This is a genomic window from Pseudomonas sp. LFS074, assembly GCF_047978165.1.
GTDB lineage: Bacteria > Pseudomonadota > Gammaproteobacteria > Pseudomonadales > Pseudomonadaceae > Aquipseudomonas > Aquipseudomonas putida_P.
This window is the reverse complement of the sequence record NZ_JBFPFV010000002.1, coordinates 477,380-496,153: the sequence shown is the minus strand read 5'-3', so window position 1 is coordinate 496,153 and position 18,774 is coordinate 477,380. Positions and strand designations below refer to the sequence as shown.

Here is an 18,774-nt window from a genome sequence, read left to right as displayed (position 1 = left end):
CTTGTGCGGCCCCAGGCACAGCGGCCGCGCAAGCCCGTCCGGCCGTCAGTAACCCTGAGCGTTTCCGGCCATTGCGACCTCTTCCAGGGGTAGCAACCGCAGCTCTGCACGCCGTTGTGCTGCTTCATCCAGCAGCGCGTCGTAGTTCAGGGTGTGCATGTTTGCCAGGTCCGCCACCTGCCTGAAGGTGTAGAGCTCAGGTAGACGTTGGTCGATCACATGGTTGAGCACCGCGGGCCCGGTTAGTCTGTTGAGTCTTTCGGTATAGGCCTGGAATGCCGCCGCATGCTGTCGCGGAGGTTTGGGGACTTTGTAGAACGCCTGGCCCTCCGGGGTGAGGTAGCGCGCCAGGATCTCGTCGGAAATGGCGTTCAGCACCGGATTACCAGCGCGGCTACCAATCATGCTGGTGTTGTAGCTTGTATACATGCCCAATTGCGCATTGCACACCGGGCTCCTCAACAGCAGCCCGTCGAGGGGCGTGGTGAGCGGTACGCTGTCGATCTTTGCCCGCAGCTGCCCGGTTGCGTCCGGCTCGACCAGCAGATGGTCGTCAATATCCAGGTAGATGCCGCCTTCGCTGTGCAGGACGCGGTAGCGCAAGATGTCCGAGGCCGAGGAGAAGTTGCTCGCCACACCGCCATTCCCTTCCAGCGCAGCCTGGTACTGGTCGAAGTATTCACTTGCCGCGAATTGATGATAGAAAGTCTGCTGCTCCAGTACTGCAACCTTCAATCCCCTGTCGATGCGGGGCTGCAGCAGGGTCATGTTACGTTCGAATGCCTGAGGGTTGGCGTTGGACAGGTAGAGTTTGAGCGTGAAATCGCTGTTGCGCAGTGCCTGCACGTTGTTGTCGAGCGCAGCCAGGTAATCACCGGCGATCATCCTGTCACCCAGCCAGATGTGTAATACCTGTCTGGGGACGGGTATGCCTGGTGCAGTCCCCAGTGCATCGAGGTCGACGGGCAGCTGCAGATCGATACCCAGTGCCCGCAGCGTGCGCGAGCGCGATGTCGGGCTGATTTCCCGCAACGGGTCCGTATCGGGCAGCAGTCGGCTGATCGAGGACTGCAGCGGATCGGCGCTGGCCACATAGTGCTGGGCGCCGCGTGTGCCGTTGGGGTACTTGAGCACGAAACTGTCCTGTCGGGCGTCGTAGTACAGCGGGTGTGGGCCATTCCCCGCATCGCCGATCAGTTCGTCACCTGTGCCGAATGCCTTGCGCCGCGTTACGCAGCGGGCAACGTGTGAGTCCGCGCCGGGCAAGGTGGTGGCCACTTGGTCACCCGCTACTGCCAAGTCCTGGAAATAGGGTGTCATCGCAGGCCCAGGCCAGCGCGGCGGCGAAACCGGGCTCAGCGGGTAGCCTGTGCGGCCGTTGAGCCTCACCGGTTTGATGAAGCCAATAGGGCGTCGGCCGAACAGCGCCTTGGTCGCCTTGACCCCGCGCGCCAGCCCCGGGGCTGCGTTCAGCAGACCGAACACGGCTTGCTCGGCGCCTTCGAGCTGTTGGTCCGGATCCTTGGCGTGCAGCGCCTGGTCCAAGCCCACTGTAAATTGGGCGACCCCCGCCACAGCAGCCAGCGGTAGCAGTCCGGGGACCACCAGCAGAAACGGTGCGGCGAGGTTCATGGTCAGGTAGAAATAGCGGCGCCATGCGGCCTTGGTCACTTCACTGTCCCGCGTGATCAGGAAGTCGGCGTCAGCCTGGCTGCGTTGACGTTGTGCCACCGTAAATGCCTCGAACAGGTTGTATTCGATGCGCGGGCTGAAGGTGTCCGCCTTGTAGTTGATCAGGGTATGCGGGTTCCATACCCTGGCCAGGCGATACACGCTGGTTGCAGGCAGGATGATCTGGCGGGGTGGGAAATCGCCCATGCCCTGAAGTACCCGACGCAACCCCGACCGGCCAATCCTGTCCGGAATATCGCAGGCCCGGAAGTGGGCAAGCAGGGCCGCCCGTTTGTCGGCGTCGCGGCACTGCCTGGCAAGCCACGCACGCATCGCGCCCGGGTTGGCGAACTCATGCAACGGCGCCGCATTGCCCGGTAGGTACAGCAAGGTCAGGCGGCTGCGCATATCGCTCAGGCAAAGGATGTCGCTTGATGGGTAGCCATTGATGTTCAGCAGCCTGGCGTCTACCCCGTTGGCACTGAGGCTGGCGCCGTGGTGCCAGCGTTCCACGCCTGCCGCCCGCCACGCCAGGCTGCGCCCCTGTTCACTGAGGTTGCCCCGCAATGCCTGCCGGTTGCAGGCAGCGAGGAATGCGATGCACGCGCTGACGCTGTACTGGCTGGCGGCATGGGCCCAGAAGTCATCGAGCTGGCGTTTGAATACACCCTGGAAGTCGAGTTGCCAGATGAAGGACTGGAAGGTCGCGGCGTCGAACTGCACATAAGTGCTGGCGTCGTAGCGCATGGGTGCGGTCTGGCGGAAAAGGCCATGGAATTTGGTGTGCACATCGATGTCGTGGTCCAGGCCACTTCCTGGCAATTCATCGACGATCGTCACCTGACCATTGCTGAAGGCCTGGGCCCAGGGCGCTCGACCGTGTGGCAGGGAAAGCTCTGGCAGTACACCAAGCAGGTCGACGGTGGCCGTCCCGCCTCTTAGCAGCAACTGCGCGGTTTGCTCGGCAACCTTGGAGTAGCCGCTTTGCTGCCAGTTGCCAAGTAGCGCTTCGGTCAGGCTCATTTGTTGGACGATCTTGGCCAGCCAGCCCCGCTTGGGAACGAATTTGCAATGCAAGGTCACTGCAAGCGTGTTGTCGGGTTCCACGTCCAGCCGCTGCTGGCTGGCCCATTCGCGGATGGCTGCACTGGCACTGCGGTCAGGGCGAGGCACGGAACCCAGCATTGCCTTGACGTAGTCTTGGCCGGCTGCGCCGACCACAGGTTGGCGCGGGTTCATGTTCGGCTCCAGGAATGGTTGCCACCGACAGTGGCGAAGCGGTTCAGGGGCAGGAGCGTACGCACGGAATCGCGCATGCGTGGCAGATCGACGAACCGGTAGGCATTGATGCGCGGCATCCCATAGAGATTGGTGAGCTGTCGCAGGATGCGCAGGCTCGGCAGTTGCCGATCGACCACGTCGCTGAGCAGGGCAGGGCCGGTGAGGTAGCTCAGGCGCCTGGCATACTCATAGAAATTCCCCGGGTCTTCAGCCAGGCTGGGCTTGCTGTCGTAGAAGTCGCGATTGAGCTGGTAGCGTGCGCACATCTCTTCGGAAATGGCCTCCAGCGTGGGGTTGCCGGGGTGGCTGCCGATAAGGCTGGAATTGTAGAGGCTGTTCATGCTCATCTTTTCATTGGACATGGGCGGTACCAGCAGCAGCCCTGTGGCGTCCGTGCTCAGTTCGACCTGATCGATGGGTTCACCGGCGGGACCTACCGGTTGCCCGTCGATGATCAATGAGTACTCGCCTGGCGCGAGCAAGGTGTCATCGACATCCATGTACAAGCCACCTTCGTGGTGCAGCATCGGGTAGCGCAGCACATCGCATGCCGATGCATAGTTGCTGGCAACGCCGCCGTTGCCATCCAGGGCAGCGTCGTACTGCGCGTAGTATCTGCTTTGTCGAAAAGCCCTGAAGAAGGCCTGCTCCTCCAGCGGCAGAACTTGCAAGCCCGGAGCATGACTGGCCAGCAGCTCCAGGTTTTCGGCATAGGCGTGCCGGGCAGTGCTGGAAAGGAACAACCGTATGCTGTATTCGCTGTCTTGCAACTGCGCTGCGTTCTGGCCCAGATTGGCCAGCAGCTCCGGGCCGATGACCCGGTCACCGACCCAGATGCAGGAGATGCGTTTGGGTATTGGCCAACTGCCCGGCGCTCTGGCAGGTACCTGTAGCGGCAATGGCAGGTCCACGCCCAGCGCCCGCAGGGTGCGGTTGCGCATTGCATGGGTAACCACGCGCCCTTGCGGCGCGGGGCTCAGGTTCCGGCTGTCGGGTACCGCCACGAAGCCTACAGGGTCGACCTGGTTCAGGTCTTCGGCCCGAATGAAAACATCCCGCTCCATGTCGTAGATCATTCTGGCGTTGTAGCCCTTGATGTTCGCTGCCAGGGTGTCTGGCTCACCATCGTACTGGGGCGTACGAATGACTGCGTCGGCAACCGCCTGGTCACAGTCAGGCAGTGGCTCTATCGGGTCGGTGATATGGAAGTAGCTTGCGCCCTCGGGCTCGGGAAAGCGCGGTGGCGAGAGTGGGCTCAGAGGGTAGCCGATCTGTTCATTCAGCCGCGTCGGCGGCGCGAAACCCTCGACCTTGAATTCGAACAGTGCCTTGCCCCTTGCGGCAGCGCCTGCTGCCAGGGGCAAGGCGTTGAACAGGCCCCAGGTGATGTTGCCGATACCTTCTTGCTGTTGCTGCAGTGACTTGCCGTTGATTGCCTGGTCGAGCCCCAGGCCAAGCTGGGCGATGCCACCGATGGCCAGCAGCGGCCCCAGGCCGGGTACCACCAGGCACAGTGGCGCCAGCAGGTTGAGCGTAGTGGCCAGGTAGCCACGCCACCTGGCCTTGATGACTTCGCTGTCAGCCGTGATCAGAAACGCGGCGTCGTCGTAGCTGCGCTGACGCTGGCGCTCGGCCAATGCCTGGAAAAGGTCGCCCTTGATCCTTGGGTTGTACCTGGTAGGTCGATAGTTGACATAGGTCTGCGGCGGCCAGGTGCCGTCGTCGTTGAAATAGCCGTGTTCGGGAGGCAGCAGGTGCCGTTCAGGGTAGGCGCCCAGCCCCTCCATGGCAGTGTCCAGGCCGCTGAAGTCGAGGCCTTGCGGGCAATCTGCCAGGCGAAAATGCTGTTTCAGGGCCTGGCGTTTGTTCGGGTCTTTGCATTGTTCGCCGACCCAGGCCTTCAATTCTCGTTCGCTGCTGAACGTCAGCAACGGTGAGCTGTTGCCAGGTACGTACAGCACCGTCAGGTCGGTGGCGGGGTCGTTCAGGTACAGCAGGTCGGTCGCTGCATAGCCGTAGATGCTCAAGGTACTGCATCGCAGCCTGTTACGCCGTGGCATCAGCCCGGCCGCTTGCCAGACCAGTTGCCGTGCAGGCTCGCTGAGGCTGCCCTCGCTGACCTGTCTGTTGCAGGCTGCGATGAAGTTGAGCTTCAGCGCCAGCCTGTGACTGTGCAGATGGTCACGCCAGTACACATCCAGCGCCGCCTTGAAAGGCTGCTGGAAGTCCAGGTTGCTGATGAACTGCTGGAAGGCTTCGGCGCTTACCGGCAAATGGGTGGAAGCGTCGTAGCGTTGCGGGGTAGTGCGCCGAAATAGGCCGTTGAATACTTCGAAGGGCGCCCCGTAGTGATTGAAGACGGGTTGCGGGAGGGTTCCCACCAATCGTATCGGGCCTGCGGGTAACGCACCGGCCCACGGTGCTTGCAGCAGCTTGCCGAACATGTCACTGGCAGACTCACCCTGCCAGTTGCCCAGCAGTGCCTGAGTCAGGCTGGTGCGCTGGCTGATTGCGGCCAGATGGCCACCTGCGCCGTCCGGGCAATAGTGAAGGGTAACGACGTCGAGCTGGTCCGGGTCCAGGTCATGGCCTTGCTTTGCGAGCCATTGGCGGATGGCGCGGTTGGCTTCACGATCGGGGCGAGGCACATGGCCGAGGTGGTCTATAACGTAATGCGTGCCCATCACGTTGATGCGAGTCGAATGCATGGGGGTACCTTGCGCTGAGATGAAGCCGGCAAGGTTGAAGCAGGGGCACGAAAAGACGGTGGTAGATATGTCGGTACGGCGCCTGGCCGATCTCGTCACCCCCTGGCCCTCGGGTGCTGATGGCATTTTGGTCGTGGATGTCACTATCCTTCCGCTTCCTGTCCGGTTCCCTTCTTACCCGGCATCGCACTTAAACGTTTAAATCCCAGCTTGTACGCACAAGGGATTTACGCAATGAACACCCTCTCTTCAAAGCAGGTGGCCCCTGGCGAGCCACAGTTGCAGTGGTTGCGTCAGGCCGACAGCGATACCGCGCCGGCCATCATGCAACTGATCAACAGCACGGTTGGCGATGGCGGTGTTCTGGGTTACGAGCATGAGATGTCTGCCGGGCAGAGCGTCGAATTCACGGCCTCGTTGCAAGAGCGCATCCATGGCGGCAATACCCATGTCCTGCTCGGCCAGGCAATGGCGGGGCCGGCCTGCCTGGTCATTGTTTCGCGCAGCAGCATGCCGAACTGCCGGCATATTGCCGACCTGAGCAAGGGCGTGGTGCACCCGGCCTATCGCGGGACCGGCCTGGTGGCACGGGCTTTCAGCGAAGTCGTGCGCCTGTGCCAGGCCCAAGGTATCGAGCTGTTGACCCTGGATGTACGCGAGGGCACCCGTGCACACCGGTTATGGCAAACCTTCGGCTTCCAGACCTACGGCGTGCTGGACGACTACGCACGTGTCGATGGCGTGAAGCATCGCGGCCATTACATGGCCCAGCCCGTGGAAAGCCTTGCGCTGCGACTCAACCTGGACTGAGTTGCCCTTCGTCGACTCTGCCTGTGGCCATCGCAGTCAACGGCACCTGTCTCTCTCACCCAAGGAACACCCTGAATGGCCTTATCTACTGCAGCCTTTCGCGATCAGCTGGAGCAGAAACTGCACCACCATCTGACCCTGTCCCACCCGATATTCAAGGAACTGCTTGCGCCTGAGGGCAACAGGCCGCTGCTGCGCAAGGTCGCGTTGCAAGGCTATCAGCTCACCAAGTACTTCCTGACCTATGTCGAGCACTTGTTCTTTCATTGCCCGTTGCCTGCCCACAAGCGGGCACTGATCACCAATTGTTTCGAAGAAGAAACCGGCCGGCTTTCCCGCACCGACAACCATGTCGTGCTCATGCAGAATTTCCTGAGGGCGCTCGGCATCAGCGATGCCGAGCGTGATGCCGAGCAGCCGCTGCCAGCCACCTGGGAACTGATCGATTTCCGCCTGCAGGCGGTACGTGACCCGGCGCGTTATCACATTGGTGCGGCAGCAGTGATGATCGCCAGCGAAGGGCAAAACCTCGAGACCGTCGCTGGAGATGCACGGCATGTGTTGCTGGGGCGTGCCTATGGCCTGGCCGAACAAGACTTGCTGTTCTTCTCGGTGCACCAGAAGGAAGACGTGGGCCACGTCAATGAAGGCTTGGACCTTGTCTCGCAGTTGTGCAGCACGGCGCAGATGCAAGAAGAGGCGTTGCAGGCTGTAGACCACACCTGCCAGCTGTTCTACGCGATGTACGAAAACATGTACCAGGCGTATTGCCGAGCTCCGCAAGCCGAGGCGGTGTAATGCCCACACGATAAGGATTGGCCATGAAACAGAAATTCAGCTCTACCTTGATCGTCTCGGTGCTGGTCGTCGGCTTCGTGGTGATGTTTCTGTCCAGCGCCTTGAAGGGGTTGTACCAAGTCTACTTCGTCGACCTGGCCTCCCACTTTGGCGAGGGGCGCGCAGCCTTGGCTACCGCAGGATCGCTGTTCGTCCTGACCATTGGCCTGGTATCGCCCGTGGTGGGGTGGCTGAGCGACAGGGTTGGGCCCTTGAGCACGGTGGCCCTGGGCAGTGTCAGCGGCGGGGTGGTGCTGCTGGGCGTGACATTCGCAGGCACGCACCTGCTGGTGTTCACCCTGTTGTACGGCCTGCTCGGCGCCTTTGCCCTCGCTGCGATGACCTATGTACCCATGGGTATTCTGGTCGATCGCCTGGTCGCTGAACGGTTCAAGGCCTTCGCTTTCGCATTCGTCACCAACGGCACCTCCATTGGCTTCATCGTGCTGTCGCCGTTGTGGATCATGCTGCAGCAGAGCGTGCCCTGGCAGTCGGTGTTCTCCTGGGTTGGCCTGATCTTTCTGGTGCCTTTGAGCCTGGCGCTGTATTGGGTATCCCGCACCGTGCCGTTGAAGCCCGACCCGCAGGCGGCAAAGGTCAGGCATCCGGTGATGTTTCTGCTGCGTGACCCGCGCTTCTTCGTGCTGGCCCTCAGTTTCGCCAGTTGTGGTGCCACCATGGCGTTCATCGATGTTCATCTGGTGTCGTTCTGGCAGGGTGAGGCGCTGCCCAGTTCGGTGCAGGCCAGCGGCCTGAGCCTGTTAGGTGTGCTGGAGCTGGTCAGCGGCCTGCTCGCGGGTTGGTTGGCTACCCGCTACAACAAGGGCCTGCTGCTGATGATGTTTTACCTGCTGCGAACCGCTGCGGTCATCGTGCTGCTGACCACGCCCGGGCCCCTCGGAACGTACGTGTTCGCTGTGCTGTTTGGCGCCAGTTACCTTGGAACGGTGGTGCTCACATCTGCCTTCTGCTTCGCGCTGTATGGCGCCGAAATCAAAGGCAAGGTGTTCGGGATGCTGTTCCTGGTACATCAACTTGGCGCGTTGGTGGCCACGCAGCTGGGCGCACTGGATTTCGACCGGCATCAAAGCTATCAGCTGACCTTGGCCGGCCTGGCCACGGCCACGGCGGTGGCTGCCCTGGCATCGTTGTGGCTGATAGCGGTTCGCCCATCAAGCGAAACCCTGGCTGCTCAACTCGCTGAACCTGAATAGTCCACCAATCAATTGCGCATTGTTCAATGCAAACAAGGAGGCGCAAAACCATGCAATCGACCGTGATTGGCCTGGATGATTTCAACGCAACTGATTTCAATGCAACTGGGGCACTGCATGCTAACCGGGTCAGCGACCTGACCGATGTGTTCTGCGAGCCGTTGGCCATGACGTCCGCCTACACCTTCGCTTCAGCGAAAGAGGCTTGCGAGCGCTTCAGCGGGCAACAGCAGGGCAATGTATACAGCCGCTTCACCAACCCGACCGTTCAAGCGTTTGAAAGCCGTGTGGCAGCGTTGGAAAACGCTGAAAGCGCAGTGGCGTTCGCTTCCGGCATGGGCGCTTTCACCGCGCTTTGTCACGCCTTTCTCCAGCAAGGCGACAACATCGTCTGCAGCCGTGACGTGTTCGGCACTACCGTCAATGCCTTCAGCTACTACATGGCCCGTTTCGGGATCGAGGCCCGGTTCGTCGATTTGACAGACCTGGCGCAGTGGAAGTCGGCAATCGACGGCAGGACCCGTCTGGTGGTGTTGGAGTCGCCCTCCAATCCGCTGCTGAAAATCGGTGATATCCGCGCGGTAAGCTCGCTGGCACATGAAAAAGGGGCGTTGCTGGTGGTGGACAACACCTTGCTGACCCCGGTTTTTCAGCGGCCACACACACTGGGAGCGGATTTGGTCATCCACTCCGCTGGCAAGTACATGGATGGCCAAGGGCGTGCATTGGCGGGCGTCGTGACGGGGTCGCAAAGCCTGATGCAGGTGTTGCGGGGTGTTCTGCGTACCTTGGGCATTTCTTGCAGCCCGTTCAACGCCTGGCTGCTGCTCAAAAGCCTGGAAACCCTCGAAGTCAGGATGATGCGGGCACAGCAGAGCGCCTTCGAGCTGGCCCGCTGGCTTAGCCATCAGGAGCTGGTGACCGCGGTGCATTACACCGGCCTGGAGCACCACCCCCAGCATGCATTGGCATGCCGCCAGCAGGACGGCCATGGCGGACTGTTGGCTTTCGAGATCGTCGGGGGCCAGGCCGCAGCTTGGCAATGGATTGACCAACTGCGTTGCGTGGCGCGCTGTACCAACATTGGCGACACCCGCAGCATGGTCACGCATCCAGCTACAACTACACACGGGCGGCTGGACGCACAGGCGCGGCATCAGGCGGGTATCTCGGATGGTTTGATCAGGTTGTGCGTCGGACTGGAGCGTGTGGACGATATCAAGGCCGACCTGCAACAGGCTTTCCAGGCCGTGTCCTTGCAAACATCCATGGCAGCGCCGATCGGCCATAACCGGAACGCGGTATTCAATGGCTGAACTGCTCGCTTCAGGATTCGGCATTGGCGTGTTCGCCGTGGGCGTGCAGATCCTTGCATTGATCGCGGTGTATGGCACGGCCTGCGCGAAGGAAGTGCGTTTCTATGCCGTGGCTTTCGCGCTGGCGAGTTGCGTGATGGCGGGCATGGCGATGCTCGACCCGTTGGCATTCCCCCAATGGCATGTCGACGGCCTGGCAGTAATGGCGATGTGTGGCTGATGCCGGGCGCCGCCAATTTTCTATATCGGGTGCCGGTTCAACACCCGCTCATGACGTTCAGGGGTAACCAGATGTTCAAAGTAATGACCATCAGCTTGGTGCTGGGCTGTGCCCTTCAGTTCGCAACGGCTCGGGCTGAGGTCGCTGCCACCAATAGCGGCACCGTTGCCACGGTCAGCAAACGGCTCGTCTCTTTCTATAGTCAGCCACTGCCATCCGCCGGCAAGGCGATACCGATTCGGGTTCCGGCGGTGTTGTCGTTGCCGGCCAAGGCCGCGGGCCCGGTACCGGCTGTGATCATCCTGCATGGCTCGGCGGGTATGGATTCGCGTGGTCCCTTGCATGGCGGTGACCTCAATGCCCGCGGCATCGCAACGCTGGAGTTGGACATGTGGGGCGCGCGCAGGCTCACTGGCGGTGCACAAGGGCGGCCGCCACGCGTGCACGATACCCTGCCGGACCTGGCAGGCGCCCTGGCTTACCTGGCCAAGCAGCCTGGCGTCGACGGCCAGCGCGTGGGAGTGCTCGGGTTTTCCTGGGGGGGCGTACAGGCCATGCTCGCCGCCTCTGCGCCCATCAACGACGAGCTGGAGCAAGCCTCAGGTATTCGCCCCATCTCGATGGCAGCGTTTTACCCCGTGTGCTGGGGTTACAACCATGTGCCAGGTTATACCTTCAAGCATCTGGCCCCGGCTCGCTTGCTGGTGCTGGTAGGCGAAAACGACCAGTATGACGATGACCCGCGTGCCTGCCCGGCGCTGATTTCAAACCTGCCCAGCGAAGATCAGGCGCGTGCGCAGGTGCTGGTTTACCCCGGCGCAGAGCACGGTTTCAACGGGCTGGAGGCCGCCCAGGAGTATCAGGACCCGTTCCTGCACCGTGGTCAGGGCGGCGTGGGGCGTTCGGCACCTGACCCGGCGGCGCGCGACGCTTCGCGCCAGGCCGTGGTGAAGTTTTTCACCGAAAGCTTCGCCCCGACTGCGATAAGCGAGCGGTAGCAGTCGAAATCTAGGCGCGCTCGTGGGCGAGAGCGTGGCGAAACTGCAGGGGCGGTTGCGGCATTTCCTGGCGCCATGCCAAGCGAAAGGCATGGCTGCTGCCGTAGCCGCAACGTTCGGCAATCTGTTCCACGTTGAGGTGGCTGCTGCGCAAAAGCTCACGGGCCAGGTCGAGGCGTTGGGTGCGCAGGTAGCTCTGCAGCGTTTGACCGGTATTGTCGCGGAACAGTCGCGCCAGGTGCCGGTAGCTGACATTGAACTGGCTGGCCAGTTGTTCGAAGCTGAAGTGGGTGCCCAGGTGTGCATCGATGTAGTCCTGGGCCGCATGCACCAACGGGTGGATGTGATTGCGCGCCAGGTCTGCCGCGCGCAGCTGCACATCTTCGCCAGCGCGGCGCCGGTAGATGACCAGCTCCTGCGCCACCTGGTTGGCCACGACCTTGCCAAATTCCAGGCTGACGATGTGCAGTGCCAGGTCAGTTCCGCTGGACACGCCTGCCGAGGTGAACACGCCATCGTCCTCGACGAACAGGCGGTTCTCCAGCACCTTGGCTGCTGGGTAGCGCATTCGAAGCAAATCGACGTAACGATGGTGCGTGGTGCACTGTCGGCCATCCAGCAAGCCAGCTTCGCCCAGCAGGAACGCACCGGTGCATATGGAGCACAGCTTTATATCCGGCGTTTGCCTGACCACCTTCGCCAGCCACAGGGCGGTGGCGGTCAATATCGCTGTTTCGGCGGGTGTCGCAGAGAGCTTGTTGCCCACCACGAACAGCAAGTCCTGCGGTGCGAGCCGCTCAGGCAACTGGTGCAGGCCACTCAGTGTCACGCCCTGAAAACTGCTGACCTGTTGTCTGGCGGCTATGCAACGTACGTTGACCGGTGCCAGCTGGAGTTCTTCGAGGCTCGCCATGATTTGTAGCGGGCCGCCTAGATCAAGGATGTGGGTGCCCGGGAGCAGCAAGAACCAGATGGTACGCATTACAGTATTCCTTACATCGCCAAGCGCCTGACCTTGAACGGCACGTTACCAACATGGCGCAAAAAGGCAATTTGCATGGATACCATGGCGGTCAGGCGCCTTCGCCTCCGGGCAGCCTTCCGAGCAGCGGTGGGGTAGGCCCTGGGGCGGCAGGTTCGTCATCGAAGCCCGCAGGCACTTTGCCCCGCAGGTGCCAGGCAAAGGCGATGATTTCGGCAATGGTCAGGTACAGCGCCTCCGGTATCTGGTCCCCCAGCTCCAGGCGCGCCAGCAGGCGCACCAGCTCGGCATTTTCGTAGATCGGCACCTCGTGCTCGCGGGCCAATGCCAGGATGACCTCGGCCAGCGCATCGTCGCCCTTGGCGGTGAGGGTAGGGGCTTGCTGCCCGTCGTAGAACAGGGCAATCGCCTGCCGTGCAGGTTGGTGCGTCATGCGTTCTCATCCACCCAGCGTTGTTCAACCCGCGTACGCGGGCCTTGTGGCGGGATACCAGGATGGCATTCCAGATCACCCACATCCAGGCCCCGCGCCAACAGGCGTTCGCGCAAGCTGCCGAGCTGGCTGTCGATCAGCCGGGCTGTCGCCTCGCGTTCCGCCCAAAGCTGGCCACCCAGGCGGCCTTGGCTCAGTTGTGCCTGGACCTGCACCGGGCCAAGGGGCGAGAGGTCGAAAGCCAGCTCGATACGCCACAGGGCTTGCAGCGGGTCGGCTGATTCCTGCTGGCGGTCGGCTTGCTGTTGTGGCGTTTCCTCGCGTTGCAGCTTGACCTGCAACGGGATGAACTCCTGGCCGTGACGGATCGGCACTTCGGTTTGCCAGGTGGTCTGCAGGTTGCCGTTTTCCAGGGTACCGGTTTGTTGCAGGCTGCTCATGGCGTGGCTTTGCAGGCGCGACACGGCAGCGGCGGCCAGGCGCAGCAGTTGTTGCAGGTCGCCTTCGTCTTCCATGGCCTTGAGCAGGCGCGACGGCAGCGGGAATGCGCCCGGCTGCGGCTTGGGGCTGACCCGTTCGAGCATGCCCAGCGCGCTGCGGGCCAGGGCCGGCATGGTTACGGCCAGGCTGGCGAGCGCCAGGTTGGGCGCCCCGGGTATGCTGGCCGGCGCGACGGTGATCAGCCGCAGCAAGTGCGCCTTGAGGTCGGTGGCGACGCTGGCCGGGAGACCGCCCAGCAGTTTGGCTTCGAGAAAGGTACCGCTGTTGTTCAGGGCTTGGGCCACTGCCTTGGCATCACCCAGTTGCCGGGCTTCTGGCAGGCCCGCCAGCAGGCGTTCGGCGCTGGCTCGCAGTTCGCCATCGGCGCCCGGGTCGTGGGCCACCTGTTGCAAGGCATTGAGCAGGCCGGGCAGCGAAGCCTGGCGGTTTTGCTGGGTCAGCAGCTGTTGGGCAATGCTGAGCTGGTCCTGGCGGCCGCTGAGCGGTACGAAACGCAGCGACTGGTCGCCCTGCACCAGCGCGCTGAGCAGGCTACCGACGGCCAGCGGTCGCGGGCTTTCCACGCTCAGGGTTGCGCCGGCCTGGGCACTGTTCAGCAGGCTGACCAGCGCCCGGTAGACGGCGGGCTGGCCGGGCGCCTGGGCCAGCGCCTGGTTGGTCAGGACCTTGCCCTGCAGCAGGGTGCCGACCGGCACCTTGCTGGTGTCCAGCTGAGTGAGGGTGGCGACCTGGCTGGCGCTGGCCTGCTGCAGCATGATCGCCAGGCGGTTGCTTTCGGTCTGGCTGACCGTAACCTGGCTACCCTGGGGCAGGGGCTGGCTGGCGCTGGCTTGCAGCTGGGTCTGGGTGCCGTTGGCCTGCATCAGCCGCAGCACCAGCTGAAAGTCCTGGCCCACCTGGCGCAACGACATGACCTCGGCCTGCGCGGTCTCGCCGGGGGCCATCAAGCCGGGCTGCGGTTGCGTCAGGCGCAGCAGTTCGCCGGTCATGCCCGCCTTGATGGCCTGGGGGCTGATCGCGGTTTGTGCGCCGAGACTGTTGATTTCACTCATGTAGGGTCTACAACCTTTCGAGCTCGCCTGGTTCGCAGCGTGGCGCTGCGTGTCGTCATGCAGTCCGCCCGTTGTTGCCAGTATAACGGCAGCGCTGACAGCGACTTGAGGCGGGAGCCCGGAAAGCGTGCCGGCCTGGAGCTATGAGCCCCAGGCCGGCACACGTCCAGCGTTGTCTCAGTGATTCAGGTTCCTCCAGGCGAACCCGTTGTTCACTCGCACAACTCGGTTCACGCGGAACAGTGACTGGAGGCTGGCTTGCAGCTCTTCATCAGACACTGGCCTCAGGTCCGCGCCCAGCAGCGTAGGTGTCTCCAGCAGCGGGCAGCTGAGCAGCTTGTATATCTGTTTCATTTGCCGATAAGCAGGCAAGGCCCGGTCAACGACGTGATTGAACATTTCAATACCGGTCAAGTTACTCAGCGCCTTGGCATAGGTGGCGTACTTGGCGCCCCGGGCTCCTTGGGCCGGCCAGTTCTGTTTCTGGCTGAAGAATCCTGGGCGGGTGTCCAGCCGACGTTCCATTTCGTCTATGACCCTGCGCAAGGACGGGTTGCGGGGATGGCTGCCAATTACGCTGGTATTGTATTGCTGATGCGCGCCTCTGAATGGGTTGGAGCTCGGCTGCTCGAGCAATAGGCCCTCGGGCGATGCCTCCAACGGCACATTGCCGATCCAGTCGCTGGGTGCGTGGGCATTGACGATACCTGCCGCCGCAGGATGATCAGACGGTGCCAGCATGTCATTGTTGATATCCATGTACAAGCCGCCTTCGTGATAGAGCGCATGGTATTTCAATATGTCATTGGCTGCGGTTATGTGTGAGGACCCGCGCTCCGGTCCCTCCATGGCGGCATCGTAATAGCGCTTGGAGTACCCCATTTCGCGGTAGAAACCTTGGTGTTCGAGGGGCAATACCTGCAGGTCGGGAGCGACGCGGGCCAAGGCGCGGCTATTCATGACGAAGGCGTCATAGTTTGCGTTGGACAGGTAAAGAACATGAGCAAAGCCGCTCTCGTTGAGCAGCCTGGAATTGCGGCTGACATGCGCGAGCGACGCCGGCGAGATGGGATCACCGCTGGGCCATAGATGGATCACTCTCTTGGGGATAGGCAGCTGATTTACGTGGGTGACCCTCGGCACTTCGACGGGGAGCGGGAGTTCTATACCGAGACTGCGCAGCGTGCTTTCGCGCATGGCGTTGCTAACGTCGCGAGGGCCGTTGAATGCCGGTTGGTATGTGCGCAACCTAGCGTTCTCGGCGATGAAGCGGGTGGGTGCAGCTTCACCCACATCGCTTGACCTGACAAACGCGTCGGCATTCAGGTCGTAGACAAAGTCCGTTTCCGGATTATGCACATCTATCAGCGTGTCCATGCCCGCATGGGTGGTTTGCCGGCGGATTACTGTTTCGCCTGCATGAGGGGGGAGCGGTTCGACCGGCACCGGCTGCTCGAAGTACGCCTGAAAGTTTCTACCACCCCAGCGGGGTCTTGGTGGCCGGGTTGGGCTGAGCGGGTAGCCGATCTGGCCATTTATCCTGCGAGGGGCAACAAAACCGTCGTATTGTGCCCGGAACAGTTGTTGGCTGCCGGCTCTCAGCTCTCCGAGCAGCGGCGCGGCACACAGTGCACCGAATGCAATGTTGGTGACGCCATCCAGTTTCTCTTGCAGGTTCCTGCCATTGATCACTTCATCAAGCCCAACGCCGAACTGCGCGATGCCACCAACAGCAACCAGCCATCCCAGCCCGGGCACCAGAAGCGACAGGGGCGCGAGCAGAGTCAGCGTAAGGTTGAGATAACCTCGCCATTTGGCCTTGATGAGGTCGCTATTGCTGGTGATCAAAAACTGTGCATCTTCGTAGCTGCGCTGTTTGTGCCGCAAGGCGATATGGTCGAACAGGCTGCCCGCTATCACCGGGCTGTAGGTCTCGACCTTGTAGTTGATGTACTGGGGGGACCAGCCGCGCGCTGGCACGATCAGATTGTCAATGTACAGGTAGCGCGTGCCCTGGTAATTGCCCAACCCTTCGAGCGTGGCTTGCAACCCTGAGTAGCTAAGCCCGCTTTGCAGGTCTTCGAGACGGAAATGCGCCATCAACGCCTTGCACTTTTCGGCATCCTTGCACTGCTCTACCAACCAGATTTTCATTGCGCCCTGGTTGGCAAACTCATGCACTGGCGAAGAGTTGCCAGGTATATAGAGCAGGGTCAGGCCTGAGGCCCGATCAGTGAGGCAAGGAATATCCGTAGCGACATAGCCATAGAAGTTGAGCATGCGTGCCTCAACCTGGCCGTCATGCGCGGTTTGCGAGTCATCGTCGTTGGCGATACCGGCCGAGCGCCAGGCCAGCTCGCACCCCGCTTGGCTCAGGCTACCTTCCTCGACCTGCTTGTTGCAGGCGGCGATGAAGTTTACGCGTGCCAGCATGGCGAAATCGTCAAATTGGTGCAGCCAATAGTCGTTCAATTGGGTGATGAACTCGTCATGAAAGCTCAAATTCCAGATGAATTGTTGAAACGCTTGCGTGTCGGTGATGATCTGCGTCTGGCGGTTGTATTGCATGGGCTCGGTCTTCCGGAAGAGCCCTTGATACACCAAATGGTCTTCGATCTCGCCAAAGAGGCCGCCTGGGGGGAGTCGATCGACGATATGCACGTGACCATCGGAAAAGGCCTGAGACCAGCTTTCCTGCGTAAGGCTCCATTCCTTGAAAAGGCCTATGAGGTCAAGGGCGACTAGGGCCGTGGGGCGGAGAAGGGGGGCAAGTGAAATGTTCTCCACGCTATTGGATTGATCTTGCCATTTGGACAACAGGGCCTGACTGAGCGGAATTTGCTCAACCACTTGGGCTAGCCAGCCCCCCTCGGGGTTGGGCTTGTAGTGCAAGGTAACTGCCAATGTGGTGTCGGGATCGAGATCGGTTTCCTGAGTCTTGTACCACTGCCTTATTTTTTCGGCGGCGACTCGATCTGGACGAGGAATCAGGGTGAGGTATTTGCGCGTGTGTTGGGCCGCTGATGGGTGCAAATGAGTTGTCATGTCTTGGACCTGCCATGTGAAGGAGTTGGCATGGTCGAGCCCGGGGCGACAGATCTGGAGGTATGTATTTATTGGCCGGGAGACAGTACACCGGGCATGCTCGCCGCGAGGGATTGTGCGGCGAGACTATTGATTTCAGTCATGATTGTATACAACCTGTCGAACCCGCCCTCTTGGCAGCGCGGCGGCGCGTGTAATAATGCCGGCCGTCCGTCGTTGCCAGTATAACGGCAGCGAGGGGGCGACTTGAGATACAGGGCTAGAGGTTGGCGTCGCCTGCTTCGCGGGTGAACCCGCTCCTACAAGGGTTTGCGCAGCTTTCAAACCCTGCGTTGAACCTGTGGGAGCGGGTTTACCCGCGAAGCAGGCGACGCCGACCTCTAGCCCTACAAAGATAAGGCGAAACCGTGACCCTTCACCTCCAAGCCGCGGGCCTGGCCTGCGAGCGCGACTGGCGCCTGCTGTTCGAGCACCTCGCTTTCGAGCTGCGGCCCGGCGACATGCTGCAGATCAGCGGCCCCAACGGCAGCGGCAAGACCAGCCTGCTGCGCTTGCTGGCCGGCCTGATGCAGCCGACGGCCGGGCAGATCCTGCTGGGCGGCAAGCCACTGGCCGAACAGCGCCACGCCCTGGCCAGCATCCTGTTGTGGATCGGCCATGCAGCGGGCATCAAGGACCTGCTCACCGCCGAGGAGAACCTCACCTGGCTGTGCGCCCTGCACCAGCCGGCCAGCCGCGAGGCGATCTGGGCGGCACTGGCGGCCGTCGGCCTGCGTGGTTTCGAAGACGTGCCCTGCCACACCCTGTCTGCCGGCCAGCAGCGCCGCGTGGCCCTGGCCCGGCTGTACCTGGCCAGCCCGCCGCTGTGGATCCTCGACGAACCCTTCACCGCCCTCGACAAGCAGGGCGTGGCGCAGCTCGAGGCGCACCTGGCGGCCCACTGCGAGCAGGGCGGCACGGTAGTGCTGACCACCCACCACACGCTGGAACGCAAGCCCTCCGGTTACCGTGAACTGAACCTGGGGCAATGGGCGGCATGAGCGTATTCATCCTGTTGTTGCGCCGCGAAGCGCGCCTGCTGTTCCGCCGCCCGGCCGAGCTGGCCAACCCGTTGGTGTTCTTCGCCATAGTGGTTGCACTGTTCCCGCTGGCAGTCGGCCCGGAAAGCCAATTGTTGCAAACCTTGTCGCCAGGCCTGGTCTGGGTGGCGGCACTGCTGGCGGTGCTGTTGTCGCTGGACGGCCTGTTCCGCAGCGATTTCGAGGACGGCTCGCTGGAACAGTGGGTGCTGTCGCCGCACCCGTTGGCGCTGCTGGTGCTGGCCAAGGTGCTGGCGCACTGGATCTTTTCCGGGCTGGCGCTGGTATTGTTGGCGCCGCTGCTGGCACTGATGCTGGGGCTGCCGAGCCATTGCCTGCCGGTGCTGCTCGGTTCCCTGCTGCTGGGCACGCCGGTGCTGAGCCTGCTGGGGGCGGTGGGCGCGGCGCTGACAGTCGGTCTGAAACGCGGCGGTTTGCTGCTGGCATTGCTGATTCTGCCGTTGTATATCCCTGTATTGATCCTGGGCAGTGGTGCGTTGCAAGCGGCGTTGCAGAATATGCCGGCAACCGGCCACCTGCTCTGGCTCGCCAGCCTGACGGCCCTGGCCGTGACCCTGGCACCCTTTGCGATAGCGGCCGGCCTGAAGATCAGCGTCGGCGAATAAC

The 18,774-nt window shown here is 62.0% G+C and carries 14 protein-coding genes; 8 read left to right on the top strand and 6 right to left on the bottom strand.

Translation table 11 applies throughout. From position 1 onward, the window contains the following. Positions 1 to 45: 45 nt before the first annotated feature. On the bottom strand, positions 46 to 2,910 hold the full coding sequence (locus ACNQP3_RS20360) for a dermonecrotic toxin domain-containing protein (protein WP_264316400.1): 2,865 nt from the start codon (positions 2,908 to 2,910) through the stop codon (positions 46 to 48). Continuing rightward, positions 2,907 to 5,660: a dermonecrotic toxin domain-containing protein gene (locus tag ACNQP3_RS20355; protein ID WP_023663285.1), complete on the bottom strand. Its 2,754-nt coding sequence runs from the start codon at positions 5,658 to 5,660 to the stop codon at positions 2,907 to 2,909. The genes ACNQP3_RS20360 and ACNQP3_RS20355 overlap by 4 nt, the downstream gene beginning before the upstream one ends. 234 nt (positions 5,661 to 5,894) lie before the next feature. Between ACNQP3_RS20355 and ACNQP3_RS20350 the strand changes: the two genes are divergently transcribed. The 6 genes from ACNQP3_RS20350 to ACNQP3_RS20325 all read left to right on the top strand — a co-directional run bounded on the left by ACNQP3_RS20350 (position 5,895) and on the right by ACNQP3_RS20325 (position 11,055). Further along, positions 5,895 to 6,470, top strand: coding sequence for a GNAT family N-acetyltransferase (locus ACNQP3_RS20350; RefSeq protein WP_013973573.1), 576 nt, complete (start codon positions 5,895 to 5,897; stop codon positions 6,468 to 6,470). Between the two features lie 75 nt (positions 6,471 to 6,545). Continuing rightward, on the top strand, positions 6,546 to 7,268 hold the full coding sequence (locus tag ACNQP3_RS20345; protein WP_013973572.1) for a TenA family transcriptional regulator: 723 nt from the start codon (positions 6,546 to 6,548) through the stop codon (positions 7,266 to 7,268). 23 nt (positions 7,269 to 7,291) lie between these two features. Then, positions 7,292 to 8,521 (top strand): MFS transporter, encoded by a 1,230-nt coding sequence (locus ACNQP3_RS20340; protein ID WP_024087451.1) that lies wholly within the window; start codon positions 7,292 to 7,294, stop codon positions 8,519 to 8,521. Positions 8,522 to 8,571: 50 nt separating this feature from the next. Next, the gene (locus ACNQP3_RS20335; protein WP_023663287.1) at positions 8,572 to 9,837 is read left to right on the top strand and encodes an aminotransferase class I/II-fold pyridoxal phosphate-dependent enzyme; all 1,266 of its coding nucleotides are present in this window, start codon (positions 8,572 to 8,574) and stop codon (positions 9,835 to 9,837) included. After that, positions 9,830 to 10,057 carry a hypothetical protein gene (locus ACNQP3_RS20330; protein ID WP_023663288.1) on the top strand — a complete coding sequence of 76 codons (228 nt, stop codon included), beginning with the start codon at positions 9,830 to 9,832 and terminating at the stop codon, positions 10,055 to 10,057. Before ACNQP3_RS20335 ends, ACNQP3_RS20330 begins: the two co-directional genes overlap by 8 nt. Before the next feature lie 71 nt (positions 10,058 to 10,128). Then, positions 10,129 to 11,055, top strand: a complete 927-nt coding sequence (locus tag ACNQP3_RS20325) for a dienelactone hydrolase family protein (protein WP_013973569.1) — start codon at positions 10,129 to 10,131, stop codon at positions 11,053 to 11,055. A 10-nt stretch (positions 11,056 to 11,065) separates the two neighbouring features. Here ACNQP3_RS20325 and ACNQP3_RS20320 read toward each other — a convergent pair whose 3' ends face one another. The 4 genes from ACNQP3_RS20320 to ACNQP3_RS20305 form a co-directional block, all read right to left on the bottom strand. Further along, the gene (locus ACNQP3_RS20320; protein WP_264316397.1) at positions 11,066 to 12,037 is read right to left on the bottom strand and encodes a GlxA family transcriptional regulator; all 972 of its coding nucleotides are present in this window, start codon (positions 12,035 to 12,037) and stop codon (positions 11,066 to 11,068) included. Between the two features lie 91 nt (positions 12,038 to 12,128). Then, positions 12,129 to 12,470: an EscU/YscU/HrcU family type III secretion system export apparatus switch protein gene (locus ACNQP3_RS20315; RefSeq protein WP_013973567.1), complete on the bottom strand. Its 342-nt coding sequence runs from the start codon at positions 12,468 to 12,470 to the stop codon at positions 12,129 to 12,131. Further along, entirely contained in the window at positions 12,467 to 14,023 is a 1,557-nt protein-coding gene (locus tag ACNQP3_RS20310; protein ID WP_264316396.1) for a flagellar hook-length control protein FliK, read from the bottom strand. Before ACNQP3_RS20310 ends, ACNQP3_RS20315 begins: the two co-directional genes overlap by 4 nt. 177 nt (positions 14,024 to 14,200) lie before the next feature. Continuing rightward, positions 14,201 to 17,068, bottom strand: coding sequence for a dermonecrotic toxin domain-containing protein (locus ACNQP3_RS20305; protein WP_024087450.1), 2,868 nt, complete (start codon positions 17,066 to 17,068; stop codon positions 14,201 to 14,203). Positions 17,069 to 17,475: 407 nt separating this feature from the next. Here ACNQP3_RS20305 and ccmA point away from each other — a divergent pair, with 407 nt between their 5' ends. Together ccmA and ccmB are read left to right on the top strand one after the other, a co-directional pair. Next, positions 17,476 to 18,108, top strand: a complete 633-nt coding sequence (ccmA, locus tag ACNQP3_RS20300) for a cytochrome c biogenesis heme-transporting ATPase CcmA (RefSeq protein WP_013973564.1) — start codon at positions 17,476 to 17,478, stop codon at positions 18,106 to 18,108. After that, positions 18,096 to 18,773, top strand: coding sequence for a heme exporter protein CcmB (gene ccmB / locus ACNQP3_RS20295; RefSeq protein ID WP_013973563.1), 678 nt, complete (start codon positions 18,096 to 18,098; stop codon positions 18,771 to 18,773). Before ccmA ends, ccmB begins: the two co-directional genes overlap by 13 nt. Position 18,774 lies beyond the last annotated feature (1 nt).